Genomic DNA, 17,098 nt, shown 5'->3' with positions numbered 1-17,098 from the left:
GGAAGCGCGGCTTGTCGGCCATGAGGTCACTGCGTCAACGGAAGTCGGTTTGCGGCACCGCCGTGTCACCGTTTCATCGGGACAGCGACGAGGAGAGCCGGTCGAACAGGCGGTCAAGCCTCTGCGACTGGCCGGCCACGCCGCGCTGGGGCTGCGTCGCCGGGGCGTCGTCGCCCAGCACCGACAGGTCCAGGTCGTCGGTGCGGCGCGTCTCGCCGCTGAGCCGACGGGCCAGGCTGGCCAGCGACATCGGCGTCGGCGGCACGGTCGGCGTCGCCGGGGCGAGTGTCGCTGCATCCTGGGCCGGGGTGGCAAGGGATTGCAACGAAAGTGAAACGGATGTGGGTGACGCGGGCATGACCGGGTCGAGCGCCAGCGCCGAGGCGTCGAAGGTCGACAGCGGCGCGAAGCGGGCGTCGTCGAGCTCGGGCTCCGGCGTGGTGTCCGGGGCCTCTGAGGCCTCGAGAGCGGCGGGCTCGGGTGCCGCCACGGCCGGCAGCGCCGCCTCCGGCTCGACGACGGGTGCCGCGGCCTCGGCCGTTTCCTCCCCGGAGGGCTCCGGCACGTTCGGGGCTGCCGGCGGCTCCGCCGCGAGCTCGCCCGTCGGCGTCGGAGCGGGCGCGGGCGCCGCTGCGGGCTCGCCCAGCGGACTCAGGTCGCCGGGCAGCGTCGCCGGCACGGTGCGGCCGAACAGCCCCCGGCGGGGCCCGCGTGCCGCGTTGTACTGCGACAGATCCTGATAGATGCCGGTCGCCTCGTGGCCGATCTGGCGCAGGAGGTTGCTGATGTCGTCACCGAGATTCATCGGGCAGTCTTCCTGTAGGGGGCGTGTGGGGCCGACGCGACGTGCTCCGCGTCAGGGGGTCAGCACGAAGACCAGGGTCCGGTCGGGCTGGGGCAGCCCCGGCTGGACCTGGCGCACCTTGAGCCGGTGGCCGGCGCCGGCGGCGCGCAGCCATTGCTCGTAGGCGCCTTCGAGCACCGCGCCCGACCAGGTGCGCGCGGCCAGGCCGAACGCCGCCTCGAGCGGGGCGCAGTGGTGGACGATGCGCAGCGAGTCGCCGGCATCGTGCAGTTCGACCCATCCCCAGTCCATTTCCGACCAGACCGCGTTCATCGCGGCTTCCAGGTCCGGAAGCAGTTCGAGTGCCGGCAGCGGGCGCGATCGCGACATCGTGCTGCCCAGGCGTCGCATCAGCGCACGAGCCCCCTCGACGTCGAGCCGCTCGCCCAGCTCCTGCCCGAGAGCCAGCAGGAAAGGGCGCCACTGACGCGAACACTGCTGCTGCTGGTGATAGTCATGGTCCGAGGCCGGGCGTGTCATTGCGCAGGAAAAATGTGGAAACTCGATTAAATTTCGCGAAATGGCGTCTATTACCACTTAATTTGGGGATGGTAACACGTCAATTCTTAATGTATTGCAAGTTTTTTCTCTTCGTTGCGGGTTGTCTGCGGCTTGTTACCTGAGCAGCGCTTTACTCGTTGGAAAAGTCATGGCATGAGCCTGCCTTTTCCTCCTTGTGGGGGATGCCGGATGTGCGAAAGGATGTGGCCCCGGCGCTACCATGTCCCGGCGATCTGCCCGGGCATCCGGCCCCGGGCGACGCGATGCCGCCGTACCGCCTGATGCCTCCCCGACGATGAAAGTCCTGCTGATCGATGACCACCCGCTGATCCTGTCGGCGATGCAGAGCGTGATCCTCGGCCTCGACCGGGAGGTCGAGGTCTGCGGGGTCGAGTCGGCCGCCGAGTGCCGCCGCGTGCTCGGCCAGCGGCACGACTTCGACCTGGTGCTGCTCGACCTGCACCTGGGCGACGCCAGCGGCTTCGACCTGCTGGCCGAGCTGCGCCGCGACCATCCGGCGCTGCCGGTCGTGGTGGTGTCGGCCTCCGACCAGGCCGGTGACGTGATCCGGGCGATCGATGCCGGCGCGATGGGCTTCGTGCCCAAGCGCGCGAGCAACGAGCTGCTGTTCGAGGCCCTGCATCTGGTGATGTCGGGCGGCATCTACGTGCCGCCGATGGATCAGGCGCTCGGCGGCGATCCGGCCGTGCCGGTCGAGTCCGCCCGGTCGGCGGGCGGGGCGGCGGCGGTCGGCCCGCTGATGCCGATGTCGCGCTCGGCGGTGGTGGCCGGCGGGCCGGTGTCGTCCGGCGAGGGGCTGCCGGCCGGGCTGCGCCGTCCCGGCGGCCTGCCGGCCTCGCTGGCCGACCTGGGCCTGACGCCGCGCCAGCGCCAGGTGATGCAGCTGCTGCTGCACGGCAAGTCGAACAAGATGATCGCGCGCGACCTGGACATTTCCGTCGAGACGGTCAAGGACCATGTCGCCGCGGTGCTGCGCAGCCTCGGGGTGAAGTCGCGCACCCAGGCGGTGCTGGCCGTCGGCCTGCTCGGCGAGGTGTCGCCGGGTTCGCCCCGGTGAATCGCGCGATCGCGGAGCCGGCGGCCGGCCGCTCCGACCTGCTGTTCGAGCAGCTGCCGCTGGCGCTGGCCGGGCAGGCCGCGGCCCTGGCGGCGCTGATGCTGCTGCTGCCGGAGCTGGCCGGGCAGCCGCTGCGGCTGCTGGCGCCGGGGCTGCTGGGCCTCGTGCGGCTGCTGGCGGCGCGGCGGGCCGCGCGCAGCGCCGGGCTGCAGGCCGAGCACGAGCGCATGCGGCTGTGGGCGCTGCCGGCGCTGGCTGGCGCGGCGGTGTGGGGCGCGCTGCTGGCGCTGTCGATGCCCGAGGTCGACGAGGTCCGCCGCATGGCGCTGGTGATGCTGGCGGCGGCGCTGGCGCTGGGCTCGCCGGCGGCACCCTCGGGCGTGGCCTGGCTGCAGGCGGCGCTGACCGGCCTGCCGGTGGCGGCCATGGCGCTGAAGCTCGCGTCCGACCGGCCGCTGCAGGCGCTGCCGATGCTGGCGCTGCTGCTGGCGGGGGTGCTGGTGGGTCAGCATCACCGGCATTCCTTCTCGCGCCTGATGCGGCTGCGCCGGCATGCCGCGCTGCTGACGGCGCAGATCGCCGCCGAGAAGGACGCCGCCGATGCCGCGCGGGCCGCTGCCGAGGCCGCGACGCAGGCGCGCACGCGCTTCTTCGCCGGCGCCAGCCATGACCTGCGCCAGCCGCTGCATGCGCTGGTGCTGTTCACCGAGTCGCTGCGCCAGCGCAACCGCGATCCGGCGCTGGACGACTCCATCGACAGCATCGCCGGCGCGGTCGACGCGCTCGAGCACCTGTTCGACCGGCTGCTCGACCTCAGCAGCCTGGAGGCCGGCGCGGTGCGCGTCGACGAGCGGCCCTTCCACCTGCGCGAGCTCTATGCGCGGCTGAAGCTGCACTTCGAGCCGCAGGCCTTCGACAAGGGCCTGTCTCTGACCTTCCGCGGCGGCCGTCATGCCGCGCGGGCCGATCCGGTGCTGGTCGAGCGCATCCTGCGCAATCTGGTGTCGAACGCGATCCGCTGCACCGAGGACGGCGGCGTGCTGGTGAGCTGCCGTCGGCGCGGCGATCGACTGCTGCTGCAGGTCTGGGATTCGGGCTGCGGCATCGAGGCCGCGGTGCTGCCGCGCATCTTCGACGAGTTCTACCAGGGGCGTCCGGCCGGCGAGTGCGAGGGTGCGCCGGCGCGCCGGGGCCGCGGCCTGGGGCTGGCGATCGCGCGCCGGCTCGCCGGGCTGATGGGGCTGGCGCTGGCGGTGCGCTCGCGTCCCGGGCATGGCACGGTGTTCGCGCTGGAACTGGCGCCGGCCAGCGACGCCGAGGTCGAGGCGGCGCGGCGCATTCCGTCGCCGTCCTGGAGCAGCCCGACCCTGCAGGGGCGCCATGTCGTGCGCATCACCGGCACCGCCGATCCGGCCGCCGACGAGGCCGCGGCGCTGCTGCGCGCCTGGGGTGCGCAGGTGAGTGCCTTCTCCGGCACCGACGGCCTGGCGGAGTGGGCGGCGGTGCAGCCGCAGGTGCCGGCGCTGCTGATCGTCGACCGGCGCCTGCCCGGCGCGGCCGCGACGCCCGGCGCCGGGCAGGACGGGCTCGAGCCGGTGCGCATGCTGCGGCAGGTCTTCGGCCGCCCGGTGCCGGCGGTGCTGCTGGCCGGAGAGGGCGAGCCGGCCGGAGAGCCGGCCGAGCCCGACGTGCATCTGCTGTCGCGGCCGGTGGCGCCGAACCGGCTGCGCGCGATGGTCGGCTCCAAGCTCGGGCCCCGGGCGCCGGCCGCATTCCCGGCGGCCACCGTACAATCCCGGACCCCGACCTGAAGCTGAAGCGACCGAGAAGGCAAGAGAACCATGTCGATGCACGACCGAGACGGAAAGATCTGGATGGATGGTCAGATGGTGGACTGGCGCGACGCCAAGATCCACGTGCTGACCCACACGCTGCACTACGGCTGCGGCGCCTTCGAGGGCGTGCGCGCCTATGAGACCGTGGGCGGCACGGCGATCTTCCGCCTGCGCGAGCACACCGAGCGCCTGTTCAACTCGGCCAAGATCCTGCGCATGAAGATCCCCTTCACGATCGAGCAGGTCGAGGAGGCGCAGAAGGCGGTCGTGCGCGACAACAACCTGGCCAGCGGCTACCTGCGCCCGCTCACCTGGGTCGGCTCCGAGAAGCTGGGCGTCAGCGCCAAGAACAACACCATTCACCTGATGGTCGCGGCCTGGCCCTGGGGCGCCTACCTGGGCGAGGAAGGCCTCAAGCGCGGCATCCGCGTCAAGACCTCCAGCTACACCCGCCACCACGTCAACATCACGATGACGCAGGCCAAGGCGGTCAGCAACTACACCAACTCGATCCTGGCCAACGCCGAGGCCACCGACGACGGCTACGACGAGGCGCTGCTGCTCGACGCCAGCGGCTTCGTGTCCGAGGGCGCCGGCGAGAACATCTTCATCGTGAAGAACGGCGTGATCTACACGCCCGACCTGTCGGCCGGCGCGCTGAACGGCATCACCCGCAACACGATCTTCCACATCGCCAAGGACCTGGGTCTGGAGATCGTGCAGAAGCGCATCACCCGCGACGAGGTCTACATCGCCGACGAGGCCTTCTTCACCGGCACCGCCGCCGAAGTCACGCCGATCCGCGAGCTCGACCGCATCGAGATCGGCATCGGCTCGCGCGGCCCGATCACCGAGAAGATCCAGTCGGCCTTCTTCGACATCGTCGGCGGCCGCAATCCGAAGTACGCGCACTGGCTGACGCCGGTGAACGGCTGATTTCCTGATCCACTGATCCATCAAGGCATCGAAGGAGCGATCGAGATGAGCGACAAGAAGGACGTCGTCGAGGTGCTGGCCTCGGACCTGCAGGGCCCGGGCGTGGTCTTCTGCCCGAACCCGAAGATGACGCTGTGGAACCAGCATCCCAAGGTCTACATCGACCTGTCGCACGGCGGCGAAGGCAAGTGCCCGTACTGCGGCACCGTCTATCGCCTGAAGGCTGGCGAGAAGATGCCGTCCCACCACTGAGCCGGCTGCTGCCTTGACGACGCGTTCGCTGGTCGTCGCGCCGCAGTGGATCGGCGACGCGGTGATGAGCCAGCCGCTGCTGGCGGCGCTGGCCGCACGCGGCGAGACGCTCGCGGTGGCGGCGCTGCCCTGGGTCGCGCCGGTCTACCGCGCGATGCCGGAGGTCGCCGAGGTGGTCGACCTGCCGTTCGCGCATGGTCGGCTCGACCTGAAGGCGCGCTGGCGGCTCGGCCGCGGCTGGGCGGGGCGCTTCGAGCGCGCCTATGTGCTGCCGAACTCGATCAAGGCGGCGCTGCTGCCGTGGTTCGCCGGCATCCCTGAGCGCATCGGCTACCAGGGCGAGGGCCGGCCGCTGCTGCTGAACCGGCGCCGGCCGAATCCGGCCGAGGCCCGCCCGCCGATGGTCGCGTTCTACGCCGCGCTGGCCGAGGCGCCGGACGCGCCGGCTCCGGCACGCGACGCGGTGGCGGACCCGGTGCTGCACCTGCCGCCCGAGCGGCTGCGCAAGGTGCTGACCGGCCTGGGCCTGTCGCGCCGCGGCTACTGGGCGATGGCGCCGGGCGCCGAATACGGCCCGGCCAAGTGCTGGCCGGCCTCGCACTACGCCGCGCTGGCGCGCACGCTGCACCAGCAGTCCGGCCAGCCGGTGGTGCTGCTGGGCTCCGGCAAGGAGGCGGCGATGGCGCAGGGCATCGCCGACGAGGCCGGCTCCGGCGTGCAGGTGCTGGCCGGGCGCACCACGCTCGACGAGGCGATGGCGCTGGTGGCCGGCGCGCGCGGCCTGGTCAGCAACGACTCCGGTCTGATGCATGTCGGCGCTGCCTTCGGCCTGCCGCAGGTGGCCGTCTTCGGCTCGACCAGCCCGGAGCACACGCCGCCGCTGAACGCGCGCGCCGAGGTGATCTGGCTGCGCGACGAGCTGGGCCTGGACTGCGCGCCGTGCTTCCAGCGCGTCTGCCCGCTCGGCCACACCCGCTGCCTGGCCGAGGTCGCGCCGCCGCGGGTCGAGACCGCGCTGCTGCAGCGCGTCGCGGCGGCCGAGCGCGAGCTCGACCATCCGGTCGCCGGACTGCGGGTGGTGCGCTGAAGCGGCACCGCAGCATTGCTGCGTAGAATCCCGGGCCATCATGCCGATGACCCGCGAATTCGTTCTCACCCTCTCGTGTCCCGATGCCAAGGGCATCGTGCACGCCGTCTCCGGCCTGCTGTTCCAGGCAGGCTGCAACATCATCGACTCGCAGCAGTTCGGCGACGTCCTCGGCGAGGATGCGACCGGGCTGTTCTTCATGCGCGTCCATTTCGAGGCGCCGGACCACCTGGCCGATGCCGGCACGCTGGACCGCCTGTTCGGCCATGTGCGCCAGCAGTACGCGATGAACGCGCAGGTGCGCAGCCTGGCGCGCCGTCCGCGCCTGATGCTGCTGGTGAGCAAGCACGGCCACTGCCTCAACGACCTGCTGTTCCGCTGGAAGAGCGGCCAGCTGCCGGTCGACATCCCGGCCATCGTCTCCAACCATCCCGACTTCGCCGAGCTGGCCGCCAGCTATGGCATTCCCTTCCACCACCTGCCGCTGCCCACCGGCAGCAGCGCCGCGGTCAAGCGCGAGCAGGAGCAGCGCATCGAGGCGCTGTTCACCGAGCTCGACATCGACCTCGTCGTGCTGGCGCGCTACATGCAGATCCTCAGCACCGAGCTGTGCCAGTTCCTGCAGGGCCGCGCGATCAACATCCACCACAGCTTCCTGCCGAGCTTCAAGGGCGCCAAGCCCTACTACCAGGCGCATGACCGTGGCGTGAAGCTGATCGGCGCGACCGCGCACTACGTGACCGCCGACCTCGACGAGGGCCCGATCATCGAGCAGGACGTCGAGCGGGTCGACCACACGCTGAGCCCCGAGGACTTCACCGCGGTCGGCCGCGACGTGGAGTGCGTGGTGCTGGCACGCGCGGTGCGCTGGCATGTCGAGCACCGCGTGCTGCTCAACGGTCGCAAGACCGTGGTCTTCCGCTGACGCCGACACGAGGAGCCCCCGATGCCCGCCAGGCCGCCCAAGGTCGCGCTGATGACCACGCCCGACGAGACCGAAGCCCAGTTCTACGAGGCGCTGCAGCTCGGCGATCTCGACCGGGTGATGGCGGTCTGGGCCGATGACGACGACATCGCCTGCATCCACCCGTCGGGCCCGCGCCTGCTCGGGCTGCATGCGATCCGCGCCGGCTACGAGTCGCTGCTCGAGGGCGGCGGGCTGAACCTGCGCATCGCGCAGGTGCGCCGGCTGGTGGTCGGCAACAGCGCCGTCCATCATGTTCTGGAGGAGCTGCGCGTCGAGACGCCCGAGGGCAGGCAGAGCGCCTGGGTGCTGGCCACGCATGTGTTCGTCAAGACGCCGCAGGGCTGGCGCCTGCTGGTGCACCACGCCAGCCCGGGCAGCGAAGGCGCGGTGCAGGAAGTCGGCGACGAGCCCTCGATGCTGCATTGAGCGCGGCCACCGCTTCCCCCGCTTCTCCGGGGCCGCTGCCGCCGGCGCCGGCCTGGCTGCCCGGCGGGCAGCTGCAGACGATCTGGCCGGCGCTGTTCTCGCGCCGTCATGCGCCGGGCCGCCCGCCCGTCTGGGCGCGCGAGCGCTGGACCACGCCGGACGGCGACTTCGTCGACGTCGACCGGCTGCAGCCGCGCCAGAGCCCGGCTCCGGGCCCGCAGGCGCCGCTGCTGGTGATCTTCCACGGACTGGAGGGCTCCTCGTCCAGCCACTACGCGCAGGCCTTCGCCGAGCGCGCCGAGCAGCTGGGCTGGGCCTGCGCGCTGCCGCATTTCCGCGGCTGCTCCGGCGAGCTCAACCTGGCGCCGCGCGCCTACCACTCCGGCGACTTCGAGGAGATCGGCTGGATGCTGGCGCGGCTGGTGCAGGGGCGCCAGGGGCCGGTGCATGCGGTCGGCGTCTCGCTGGGCGGCAATGCGCTGCTGCGCTGGGCGCAGGAAAGCGGCGAGCAGGCGGCGCGCCAGCTGCGCTCGATCGCCGCGATCTGTGCGCCGCTGGACCTCGCGGCCGCCGGCGACGCGATCGGCCGGGGCCTGAACCGGCGCATCTACACGCCGATGTTCCTGCGCACCATGAAGCCCAAGGCGCTGGCCAAGCTGGCCCAGCATCCGGGCCTGTTCGATGCGGCGCGGCTGCGCGCGGCGCGCGACCTGCGCGAGTTCGACGATGTCTTCACCGGCCCGCTGCACGGCTTTGCCGGCGTCGACGACTACTGGCGGCGCGCCTCGAGCCGCCACCGGCTGGCCGAGATCCGCGTGCCGGCGCTGGTGATCAATCCGCTCAACGACCCGTTCGTGCCGGCCGGGAGCCTGCCGGCGCCGCACGAGGCCGGCCGCGCGGTCGAGCTGTGGCAGCCGGCGCACGGCGGCCATGTCGGCTTCGCCAGCGGCGCCTGGCCGGGCGAGGTGCGCACGCTGCCGCAGCGGGTCTGCGACTGGCTGCAGGGGCGGGCCGTGGGCCTGCGCGCGGATCTGAGGCAAGATCCGCGGCATGGATGAGATCGTCAAGGCGGCCCTGCGCAAGTGGCCGAACGTTCCTGCCTGCCGGGGCTGGCTGGCGCTCGATGCGCGCGGCGACTGGTACATGCGCGACGACCGCACGCAGGCGGCCGGGCCCTTTCCGCAGTCCAGGGGCAGCCGGGTGGTGCACGACAAGCTGCGCGAGTTCATCGGCCGCAACTACGAGGCCGATGCATCCGGGTGCTGGTATTTCCAGAACGGTCCGCAGCAGGTCTTCGTCGAGCTGGAGGTCGCGCCCTGGGTGCTGCGGCTGCGGCGCGATGCGGCCGGGGCGCTGCATGTCGAGACCCACACCGGCCGGCCGCTCGAGGCCGACGCCGTGCGCGCGGCACTGGTCGACGAGCAGGGGCGGCTTTTCCTCGACACCGCGATCGGCCTGGGCCTGGTCGCCTCCGCCGACATGGACCTGGCGGCCGACGAGGTGCTGGCCGGGCGCTGGCAGCCCGAGGAGGTGGACTCCGCCACGCTGCCGGCGCGCTGCGGCCATGTGCTGAGTCCGGCGCGGGCATGAAAAAAGCCGGCGTCGGCCGGCTTTCTCGAGGGGGTCGGGGCGATCAGTTCGCGGCCGAGGCGGCGGCTGCCGGAGCCTTGGGCTCCTCGAACTTCGCACCACCGGCGTTGGCCATGTAGACGACCGCACGGGCGACCTCGTAGTCGCTGTTGTCGCCGCCGCCCTGCGGGCTCATGTTGCCCTTGCCCTTCAGTGCCGAGTGCAGCAGCGCCTCGAAGCCCTGGCCCAGACGCGGGCCCCAGGCCGCGGCGTCACCGAACTTCGGCGCACCCATCATGCCGGCGGCGTGGCAGGCCGAGCAGGTGTTCTTGAAGACCTGTTCGCCGGTCTTGGCCGGGCCGCCCTCGAGCTTGATCTGCACCTGGCCGATCGGATGGATGCGCTCGGCCACCGCCTGCTCGCTCATCGCGTCGGCGCCGGCACCGTCGCGCGGGTTCGTGCCGACGTTGCGCACCAGCAGCGCGATCGCGAAGATCGGCACCAGGAAGGCGAAGATCACCGCCAGGATCAGCTGCTTCGGCGTCTTGATCGGGCTATGGTGCTCGTCGTGGTGTTGGCTCATGGGTTCCTCGGGCTACACGGGAATGTTGGGAAGCGGTGCGGGCGCAGCGCCTGCGGCAGCGGTCGCCGGGTGCGCAAAACCGTGGAATTATAAGCTTCGGCCTTGCAGGGACTTGTTGCGCGCGCGCCGCGTTGCAAACAATGCTAGAATCGCAATCTCCGCGCCCGTAGCTCAGTGGATAGAGTATTGGCCTCCGAAGCCAAGGGTCGCTGGTTCGATCCCAGCCGGGCGCGCCACCGAACATGTTCGACAGCAACGCCAGCCGCCCCAAAGCGGCTGGCGTTGTCGTTTGGAGTCTCCGCGATGAGCGATGCCAGCGTGTCGTGCCGGGTTCTCGGCGTCAATGTCTCTGCGGTGCGGCCGCTGCGCGTGGCGGGTGGCCGCACGGTGATGTCGGGCATCGGCAAGCAGGCGGTGGCCGGCGCCTGCCGTGTCGCGCCGCTCGGCCTCGACGGCGACGATCAGGCCGATCCGACGGTGCACGGCGGCCTGGCCAAGGCGGTCTACGCCTATCCGTCCGAACACGCCGCGATGTGGCGCCAGGCCCGCCGCGAGGCCGGCATCGCCACGCTGTGGGACCAGGACGGTGCTGACGACACGGTGTCGGCCAGCCTGGTCGGCGAGAACCTGACGCTGGTCGGCCTGCTCGAGAGCCAGGTCTGGATCGGCGACCGGCTGGTGCTGCCCGACTGCGAGCTGGTGGTGACCGAGCCGCGCTTTCCCTGCTTCAAGTTCAATGCCGCGATGGGCTGGAGCGGTGCGGCCCGGCAGATGGCGCGCACCGGCGCCTGCGGCTGGTACCTGTCGGTGGCACGTCCCGGAACCGTCGCCGCGGGCCAGCACGCCGAACTGCGCCCGGGGCCGCGCCGGATGCGGCTGTCCGAGGTCTTTGCCTCGCAGGTGCGCCGCCGCGTCGAGCCCTGAGCGCCGCGGCGCCCGATCCTGAAGTGCGACTGAACGGATCCCATACCGAGGTCGGGTGCGGGTTTCAGTGAACTCCTTCACGATTGCAATGTCACCGGTCGCCGACTAACCTGTCTGGGCGTCCCCCCAGCCCGGACAGGTCCGAGGCCGGTGACGCTTCCATCTGAAGGAAAAGAGACCATGGGACTGATGAGTTTCATCAAGGAAGCCGGCGAGAAGCTGTTCGGCAAGGACGATCCCGAGAAGGCCGCCGCCGAGGTCGCCACCGCTCCGGATCCGGCCGCCGCGCAGGCCCGCCTGGCCGCCGCGAACGAGAACGCCGCCAACGCGATCGAGAAGTACGTCGACGCCCAGGGCCTGAAGTTCGACGGCCTGCAGGTCACCTTCGACGGCAGCACCTGCCAGGCCACCGTCAGCGGCTGCGCGCCCGACCAGGCCACCCGCGAGAAGGTGCTGCTGTGCTGCGGCAACGTCGCGGGCGTGACCGGCGTCAACGACCTGATGACCGTGGCCGCGCCGGCCGACGAGTCGCGCTGGCACACCGTCGTGCGCGGCGACACGCTGTCGGGCATCGCCAAGGCGATGTACGGCAATGCCAACGCCTACATGAAGATCTTCGAGGCCAACAAGCCGATGCTGGGCCATCCGGACAAGATCTATCCGGGCCAGGTGCTGCGCATTCCCGCCTGATGCCTGCCTGAGCCGACCCGTCCCGCCCGCAGGGGCGGGCCCCGATGAACGCACCGCGCCGACGTCCCCCCGCGTCAGCCGGTGCGTTCGTCCTTGCGGACCCAGCGCCGCCAGATCGGTCCGGTCAGCACCAGCACGATCACGTAGCGCACGACGTGGAAGCCGGTGACCAGCGGCACGCCCAGATCCAGCACCTTTGCGGTGATGCACATCTCGGCGATGCCGCCGGGCGAGTTGCCCAGCAGCACGCTGGCCGGCACCAGTCCGGCCGCCTGCGCGACCAGCCAGGAGTAGCCCGCCGAGGCGGCGATCATCGCCAGCGTGCCCGCGGCCACCGCCAGCAGCCAGCGCGGCGCGGTGTGCAGGAAGGCGGGCGTGAAGCGCGTTCCCAGCGCGATGCCGATCGACAGCTGCGCGGCGGCCGACAGCCAGCCCGGCATCGCGGTCCATTCGATGCCTGACGCGCTCAGCCCCAGCGACACCAGAAGCGAGCCCAGCACCCACGGGTTGGGCTGGCGCAGCGCGTGCATCGCCAGTGCGCCGGCGGCGGTGGCCGCCAGCAGCAGCGCCAGGCCTGCCGGCTGCACGCCGACGGCGCTCGCCGGCGCCGGGTCGTGGCCGTGCAGCCCCAGGCCCTGGTAGCCGAAGGGAATGACGAGCACCACCAGCATCACCCGCAGCGAGTGCGCCGCCGCCACCAGATCGACCCGCGCGCCGACCCGCTCGGCGAAGGCGGCCATCTCCGACGCGCCGCCGATCACCGACGCGAAGTAGGCGGTGGTGGCATCCACCGTGCCGGCGGGCTGCGACCACAGCAGCCAGCGCCCGAACAGATGTCCCATCAGCAGCGCCCAGGCCGCGCCCAGCAGCATCCAGGGCGCCAGCTCCAGCACCCGCAGCGCCACCGCCGGCGTGAAGTACAGCCCCAGCACCGTGCCGACGATCCACTGCCCGCCGTTGCGCAGCCGCCGCGACGAGCGCAGCGGCACGCCGGCCATCGTCAGCGCGGCAGTGGCCAGCAGCGGGCCGATCATCCACGGCAGCGGCGTCTTCAGCCGCACGCACAGCAGGGCCGCCAGCCAGGCGACCGCGAAGGTGGCGATCAGGCGCAGGCCGGCGTTCAGGGGCAGGTTCTTGAATGTCACGGGGCGTGACTCTAGCTCTGGCGGGTGTCGTGTCGCGGTAGATTCGGCGCCATGTCCGATGCAGCCACCCCCTTCCATTCCTCCGACGCCGCCCGTTCGCGCAGCCCGCTGGCCGGGCTGAAGGTGCTCGAGCTCGGCCAGCTCATCGCCGGCCCCTTCGCCGGCAAGACGCTGGGCGACTTCGGCGCCGAGGTCATCAAGATCGAGCCGCCCGGCACGGGCGATCCGCTGCGCCAGTGGCGCCTGCTGCACGACGGCACCAGCGTCTGGTGGCAGGTGCAGAGCCGCAACAAGAAGAGCGTCGCGCTCGACCTGCGCACGGAAGCGGGCCGCGCCGACGTGCGCCGCCTGGCCGCCGAGTGCGACGTGCTGATCGAGAACTTCAAGCCCGGCACGATGGAGAAGTGGGGCCTGGGCTTCGACGACCTGGCGCGCGACAACCCCGGCCTGATCATGCTGCGCATCAGCGGCTACGGGCAGACCGGCCCCTACCGCGACCTGCCGGGCTTCGCGGTCGTGGCCGAGGCGATGGGCGGCATGCGCCACCTGATGGGCGAGCCGGGCCGTGCGCCGGTGCGCGCCGGCGTCAGCCTGGGCGACACGCTGGCGGCGCTGCACGGCGTCATCGGCGTGCTGCTGGCGCTGCAGGCGCGAGCGCGCACCGGGCGCGGCCAGGTGGTCGACGTGGCGCTGTTCGAGGCGGTCTTCAACTGCATGGAAAGCCTGCTGCCCGAGTACAGCGCCTTCGGCGCGGTGCGCGAGCCGGCCGGCTCGGCCCTGCCCGGCATCGCGCCGAGCAATGCCTACCGCTGCGCCGACGGCCAGGTGGTCATCGGCGGCAACGGCGACTCGATCTACCGCCGGCTGATGAGCGCCATTGGCCGCGCCGATCTGGCCGAGGCGCCGGATCTGGCCAGCAACGCCGGCCGCGTCGCCCGGGTCGACGAGATCGACGCGGCGATCACGCAGTGGACGGTGCAGCGTCCGGTCGACGCGGTGGTGGCCGCGCTGCAGGCGGTGCAGGTGCCGGTCGGGCGCATCTACACGGTGCGCGACATCGCCGCCGATCCGCACTACCGCGCGCGGCAGATGATCGAGCGCATCGTCACCGCCGACGGGCTGGCGCTGGAGGTGCCCGGCGTGGTGCCCAAGCTCGGCGACACGCCCGGCGGCCTGTTCCGGCCGGCGCCCCGGCTGGGCGAACACGATGGCGAAGGATGGACGCAATGAACGACGCTGCTGATCTTTTCCCCGTCGATCCGGCCCGCCGGCGCGGCCTGGGCGCGGCCGCGGCCTGGATGATGCTGGCCGGCCTGGGCGCCGGGCGGGCGCAGGCCGGCGGCGCGGGCACGACCGGCCCGGCGCCGGCGCTCGCCTTCGCGTCGGTGCAGATGACGGTGGAGGCGCCGCTGGCGGTGCCGCCGGGCTACACCGCGCGGGTGCTCTACGCCTGGGGCGACGCGACCGGGCAGGCGGCGGTCGCGCCCTGGGGCAGCGAGGTGCTGGCCTCGCCGGCCGAGCAGCGGCTGCAGGCCGGCATGCATCACGACGGCATGGCCTTCTTCCCGCTGGACGGCCGCCAGGAGCGCCACACCCGCCACGGCCTGCTGGCGCTGAACCACGAATACACCGACGAGCGGCTGCTGCACGTCGACGTCGCCTCGCTGGCGGGCGGTGCGCGCACGGCCGAGCAGGTCGCGCGCTCGCAGGCGGCGCACGGCGTGTCGGTGATCGAGGTGCAGCGCGAGGGCACGGGCACGGCCGCGCCGTGGTCGGTGGTGCGCCCCTCGCGCCGGGCGCGGCGCCTCACCGCGAACACGCCGATGGCGGTGGCCGGCCCGGCCGCGGGCCACGCGCTGCTGCGCACCGCCGCCGACCCCGAGGGCCGGCGCATCCTGGGCACCTTCGCCAACTGCGCCGCCAACGCCACGCCCTGGGGCACCTACCTCACCTGCGAGGAGAACATCCAGGGCTACTTCGAGCCGCCGGCCGAGCCGGACGCCTCGCAGCGGCGCTGGGGCCTGCAGGCGGGCGGCCGCGGCAACTGGGCGCGCTGGCATCTGCACGACGAGCGCTTCGACCTGCGCCGCCACCCCAACGAGTTCCACCGCTTCGGCTGGGTGGTCGAGATCGATCCCCACGATCCGACGATGACCCCGGTCAAGCGCACCGCGCTGGGCCGCGCGGTGCACGAAGGCGCCGCCACCGGCGTGTCGAAGGACGGCCGCGCGGTGGTCTTCATGGGCGAGGATTCGCGCTTCGAATCCATCTACCGCTTCGTCAGCCGGGACCGCATCCGCCCGGGCGGCTTCGCGGCCAACCGCGACCTGCTCGACCACGGCACGCTCAGCGTCGCGCGCTTCGACGCCCAGGGCCGCGGGCGCTGGCTGCCGCTGACGCACGGGCAGGGCGGTCTGACGCCCGAGAACGGCTTCGCCGACCAGGGCGAGGTGGTGATCCGCACCCGCGAGGCCAGCGACCGCCTGGGCGGCACGAAGATGGACCGGCCCGAGTGGACCGCGATCAGCCCGGTCACCGGCGAGGTCTTCGTCTCGCTGACCAACAACTCGCAGCGCGGCAAGCCCGGCCTGCCGGGGGCGGACGCCGCCAACCCGCGCGCGCCCAACCCGACCGGCCACCTGCTGCGCTGGCGCCACGGCGGCGACCTGGCGGCCGAGACCTTCCAGTGGGACATCGTGGCCCTGGGCGGCGGCGAGACCGCGGGCGACGCCTTCAGCGGCCCCGACGGCCTGACGGTCGACCCCTTCGGCCGGCTCTGGGTGGCCACCGACGGCGAGCCGATGACGGCGGCCGCGCCCGGCGAGCGGCTCTGGCTGCCGCGCAACCAGCTGCTGGCCTGCGATCCTCAGGCGCCGGGGGGCGTGACGATGCGCCGCTTCCTGGTCGCGCCGCCGGGCTGCGAGGTCACCGGCCCGGTGATCACGCCCGACGGCCGCACGCTCTTCCTCAACATCCAGCACCCCGACCCCGGCTGGCCCGCGCCCGGCGGCCGCCCGCGCTCGGCGACGGTGGTGGTGACCAAGGACGACGGCGGGGTGATCGGGGGCTGAGCGGCGCCACCGCCTTCCCACCCCCCCGTCATTCCCGCGAAGGCGGGAACCTACGAGTCGCCGCCACCGTGCCCTGCGTGGGCCCCCGCCTGCGCGGGGGTGACGGCAGGTGGCAGTGGCGGGAGAAGCGCCCCCCGTCATTCCCGCGAAGGCGGGAACCTACGAGTCGCCGCCGTCGTGCCCTGCGTGGGCCCCCGCCTGCGTGGGGGTGACGGCCTGTGGAGGTGACGTGATGACCGGGGTGTCACTCCGGCCGCTCGACGGCCGCGCTCAGCTGATGTGCACCGCGTTGCCGCTGCCGTTGACCTGCGCCAGCTTGTTGTTGGCGCCGCTGACGTTCATCACCTGCGAGACCCCCGGCACTTCGGCGCCAGCCTCCTTCAGCCACGCCTGCAGCTCGGCGACCAGTTCGGGCTGATCCTTCAGCGCCTTGGTGATTTGTCCCTTGACCAGATCCTGGTTGGTCGGATCCTGCGGCTCCTTGGCCAGATCATCCAGCGCCTCTTGCGCCGAGGCCTTGGTGAGGCGGTTCTTCAGCTTCTCGAACAAGGTGCCAGCGGTGGATTCGCCGAGCTTCTCGAAGCCCTTGGCGGCAGCTTTTTCCAGCAACGGCACCAGCGCAGCCACCGCCGAGGCGGCCAGTGCGGACAGGGTGGCGGGATCGAGGGTCATGTGGGTTCTCCGTGGTGTTCAGGGGAGGGGTGCAGGCGTTGCATGACTTCCAGAATCGGGTTCAGCAGCGCCATGTCGGGCTCGATGCTGGCGGCTTGTGCCTTTGCCTCATAGTCCCGGAGCAGAGCGGTCATCAGCGACATCAATCCGGCCGGATAGCGCAGGAACGCAGGCGTCAAGGTGACAATGGCTTCGGTAAAGTAGGCGACGCACTCCACCATCGCTGCCCCGGACTCCTCCAGTCGCAACCCCATGACAGCCAAGGAAGTCGCCAGATCAGGACAGAAGGCGTCCGGGCGTTGCCGGGCCAGTTCTCTTCGTATCTCCACCGCCTCGCGCGCAGCCGCCAGCGCCTCTTCTCTCTGGCCCAGGGCGCTCAAGAAATTGGCCACGTTGTTCAGCGCAACCGCCAAATTCGGGCGAAAGGCGTCCGGGCGTTGCCGGGCCAGTTCTCGGTAGATCTCCACCGCCTCGCGCGCCGCCGCCAGCGCCTCTTCTCTCTGGCCCAGGGCGCTCAA

At 72.0% G+C, this 17,098-nt stretch carries 19 protein-coding genes and 1 tRNA gene; 14 read left to right on the top strand and 6 right to left on the bottom strand.

The window, feature by feature from the left end:
- Positions 1–73: 73 nt before the first annotated feature.
- Both HNQ01_RS05370 and bcsD read right to left on the bottom strand, forming a co-directional pair.
- On the bottom strand, positions 74–805 hold the full coding sequence (locus HNQ01_RS05370; protein WP_173804333.1) for a hypothetical protein: 732 nt from the start codon (positions 803–805) through the stop codon (positions 74–76).
- 51 nt (positions 806–856) lie between these two features.
- Complete coding sequence (gene bcsD, locus HNQ01_RS05365; RefSeq protein ID WP_173804332.1) at positions 857–1,324, bottom strand: cellulose biosynthesis protein BcsD; 468 nt, start codon at positions 1,322–1,324, stop codon at positions 857–859.
- A 316-nt stretch (positions 1,325–1,640) separates the two neighbouring features.
- On the opposite strand from bcsD, the gene HNQ01_RS05360 reads away from it, so the two are divergent.
- The 9 genes from HNQ01_RS05360 (at position 1,641) to HNQ01_RS05320 (ending at position 9,516) form a co-directional block, all read left to right on the top strand.
- Positions 1,641–2,423 (top strand): response regulator, encoded by a 783-nt coding sequence (locus tag HNQ01_RS05360; protein ID WP_173804331.1) that lies wholly within the window; start codon positions 1,641–1,643, stop codon positions 2,421–2,423.
- Positions 2,420–4,234, top strand: a complete 1,815-nt coding sequence (locus HNQ01_RS05355) for an ATP-binding response regulator (protein ID WP_353621636.1) — start codon at positions 2,420–2,422, stop codon at positions 4,232–4,234. Before HNQ01_RS05360 ends, HNQ01_RS05355 begins: the two co-directional genes overlap by 4 nt.
- Before the next feature lie 36 nt (positions 4,235–4,270).
- Positions 4,271–5,194, top strand: coding sequence for a branched-chain amino acid transaminase (locus tag HNQ01_RS05350; RefSeq protein WP_173804381.1), 924 nt, complete (start codon positions 4,271–4,273; stop codon positions 5,192–5,194).
- 45 nt (positions 5,195–5,239) lie between these two features.
- Positions 5,240–5,446 carry a zinc-finger domain-containing protein gene (locus tag HNQ01_RS05345; protein ID WP_037486115.1) on the top strand — a complete coding sequence of 69 codons (207 nt, stop codon included), beginning with the start codon at positions 5,240–5,242 and terminating at the stop codon, positions 5,444–5,446.
- Positions 5,447–5,510: 64 nt separating this feature from the next.
- Positions 5,511–6,533 (top strand): lipopolysaccharide heptosyltransferase II, encoded by a 1,023-nt coding sequence (gene waaF / locus HNQ01_RS05340; RefSeq protein WP_434801485.1) that lies wholly within the window; start codon positions 5,511–5,513, stop codon positions 6,531–6,533.
- Positions 6,534–6,573: 40 nt separating this feature from the next.
- Complete coding sequence (gene purU, locus HNQ01_RS05335) at positions 6,574–7,458, top strand: formyltetrahydrofolate deformylase (protein WP_173804329.1); 885 nt, start codon at positions 6,574–6,576, stop codon at positions 7,456–7,458.
- 21 nt (positions 7,459–7,479) lie between these two features.
- On the top strand, positions 7,480–7,926 hold the full coding sequence (locus tag HNQ01_RS05330; protein ID WP_173804328.1) for a YybH family protein: 447 nt from the start codon (positions 7,480–7,482) through the stop codon (positions 7,924–7,926).
- Positions 7,923–8,984 carry a YheT family hydrolase gene (locus HNQ01_RS05325; RefSeq protein ID WP_286180474.1) on the top strand — a complete coding sequence of 354 codons (1,062 nt, stop codon included), beginning with the start codon at positions 7,923–7,925 and terminating at the stop codon, positions 8,982–8,984. Before HNQ01_RS05330 ends, HNQ01_RS05325 begins: the two co-directional genes overlap by 4 nt.
- Positions 8,977–9,516, top strand: coding sequence for a DUF2946 family protein (locus HNQ01_RS05320; RefSeq protein ID WP_173804327.1), 540 nt, complete (start codon positions 8,977–8,979; stop codon positions 9,514–9,516). The genes HNQ01_RS05325 and HNQ01_RS05320 overlap by 8 nt, the downstream gene beginning before the upstream one ends.
- 43 nt (positions 9,517–9,559) lie before the next feature.
- Here HNQ01_RS05320 and HNQ01_RS05315 read toward each other — a convergent pair whose 3' ends face one another.
- Positions 9,560–10,078 carry a c-type cytochrome gene (locus tag HNQ01_RS05315; protein ID WP_173804326.1) on the bottom strand — a complete coding sequence of 173 codons (519 nt, stop codon included), beginning with the start codon at positions 10,076–10,078 and terminating at the stop codon, positions 9,560–9,562.
- A 160-nt stretch (positions 10,079–10,238) separates the two neighbouring features.
- Between HNQ01_RS05315 and HNQ01_RS05310 the strand changes: the two genes are divergently transcribed.
- From HNQ01_RS05310 to lysM, 3 genes are all read left to right on the top strand, one after another.
- Positions 10,239–10,314, top strand: a tRNA-Arg gene (locus HNQ01_RS05310).
- 67 nt (positions 10,315–10,381) lie between these two features.
- Positions 10,382–11,002, top strand: coding sequence for an MOSC domain-containing protein (locus HNQ01_RS05305; protein ID WP_173804325.1), 621 nt, complete (start codon positions 10,382–10,384; stop codon positions 11,000–11,002).
- A 180-nt stretch (positions 11,003–11,182) separates the two neighbouring features.
- Positions 11,183–11,692: a peptidoglycan-binding protein LysM gene (gene lysM / locus HNQ01_RS05300; protein ID WP_173804324.1), complete on the top strand. Its 510-nt coding sequence runs from the start codon at positions 11,183–11,185 to the stop codon at positions 11,690–11,692.
- Between the two features lie 74 nt (positions 11,693–11,766).
- Here the strand turns inward: lysM and HNQ01_RS05295 are convergent, their stop codons facing one another.
- On the bottom strand, positions 11,767–12,837 hold the full coding sequence (locus tag HNQ01_RS05295) for an AbrB family transcriptional regulator (protein WP_353621635.1): 1,071 nt from the start codon (positions 12,835–12,837) through the stop codon (positions 11,767–11,769).
- A gap of 51 nt (positions 12,838–12,888) precedes the next feature.
- Between HNQ01_RS05295 and HNQ01_RS05290 the strand changes: the two genes are divergently transcribed.
- Positions 12,889–14,067 carry a CaiB/BaiF CoA transferase family protein gene (locus HNQ01_RS05290; RefSeq protein ID WP_173804322.1) on the top strand — a complete coding sequence of 393 codons (1,179 nt, stop codon included), beginning with the start codon at positions 12,889–12,891 and terminating at the stop codon, positions 14,065–14,067.
- Positions 14,064–15,908, top strand: coding sequence for a PhoX family protein (locus HNQ01_RS05285; RefSeq protein ID WP_286180473.1), 1,845 nt, complete (start codon positions 14,064–14,066; stop codon positions 15,906–15,908). Before HNQ01_RS05290 ends, HNQ01_RS05285 begins: the two co-directional genes overlap by 4 nt.
- Positions 15,909–16,178: 270 nt before the next feature.
- Here HNQ01_RS05285 and HNQ01_RS05280 read toward each other — a convergent pair whose 3' ends face one another.
- On the bottom strand, positions 16,179–16,580 hold the full coding sequence (locus HNQ01_RS05280) for a hypothetical protein (RefSeq protein ID WP_173804320.1): 402 nt from the start codon (positions 16,578–16,580) through the stop codon (positions 16,179–16,181).
- A partial coding sequence (locus tag HNQ01_RS22155; protein ID WP_217427409.1) for a tetratricopeptide repeat protein occupies positions 16,577–17,098 on the bottom strand: 522 nt, incomplete at its 5' end. The genes HNQ01_RS22155 and HNQ01_RS05280, both read right to left, overlap by 4 nt.

Origin of the sequence: Sphaerotilus uruguayifluvii (assembly GCF_013294065.1) — a bacterium.
In the GTDB taxonomy this organism is placed as follows: Bacteria; Pseudomonadota; Gammaproteobacteria; order Burkholderiales; family Burkholderiaceae_C; genus Sphaerotilus; species Sphaerotilus uruguayifluvii.
This window is presented reverse-complemented; position numbering and strand designations above follow the sequence as displayed.

Coding starts and splice junctions, on each gene's coding strand:
- HNQ01_RS05345 (WP_037486115.1), top strand. CDS start 5,240: ATGAGCGACAAGAAGGACGTCGTCGAGGTGCTGGCCTCGGACCTGCAG.
- waaF (WP_434801485.1), top strand. CDS start 5,511: ATGAGCCAGCCGCTGCTGGCGGCGCTGGCCGCACGCGGCGAGACGCTC.
- HNQ01_RS05305 (WP_173804325.1), top strand. CDS start 10,382: ATGAGCGATGCCAGCGTGTCGTGCCGGGTTCTCGGCGTCAATGTCTCT.
- HNQ01_RS05350 (WP_173804381.1), top strand. CDS start 4,271: ATGCACGACCGAGACGGAAAGATCTGGATGGATGGTCAGATGGTGGAC.
- HNQ01_RS05370 (WP_173804333.1), bottom strand. CDS start 805: ATGAATCTCGGTGACGACATCAGCAACCTCCTGCGCCAGATCGGCCAC.
- HNQ01_RS05320 (WP_173804327.1), top strand. CDS start 8,977: ATGGATGAGATCGTCAAGGCGGCCCTGCGCAAGTGGCCGAACGTTCCT.
- HNQ01_RS05285 (WP_286180473.1), top strand. CDS start 14,064: ATGAACGACGCTGCTGATCTTTTCCCCGTCGATCCGGCCCGCCGGCGC.
- HNQ01_RS05315 (WP_173804326.1), bottom strand. CDS start 10,078: ATGAGCCAACACCACGACGAGCACCATAGCCCGATCAAGACGCCGAAG.
- lysM (WP_173804324.1), top strand. CDS start 11,183: ATGGGACTGATGAGTTTCATCAAGGAAGCCGGCGAGAAGCTGTTCGGC.
- bcsD (WP_173804332.1), bottom strand. CDS start 1,324: ATGACACGCCCGGCCTCGGACCATGACTATCACCAGCAGCAGCAGTGT.
- HNQ01_RS05290 (WP_173804322.1), top strand. CDS start 12,889: ATGTCCGATGCAGCCACCCCCTTCCATTCCTCCGACGCCGCCCGTTCG.
- purU (WP_173804329.1), top strand. CDS start 6,574: ATGCCGATGACCCGCGAATTCGTTCTCACCCTCTCGTGTCCCGATGCC.
- HNQ01_RS05280 (WP_173804320.1), bottom strand. CDS start 16,580: ATGACCCTCGATCCCGCCACCCTGTCCGCACTGGCCGCCTCGGCGGTG.
- HNQ01_RS05360 (WP_173804331.1), top strand. CDS start 1,641: ATGAAAGTCCTGCTGATCGATGACCACCCGCTGATCCTGTCGGCGATG.
- HNQ01_RS05330 (WP_173804328.1), top strand. CDS start 7,480: ATGCCCGCCAGGCCGCCCAAGGTCGCGCTGATGACCACGCCCGACGAG.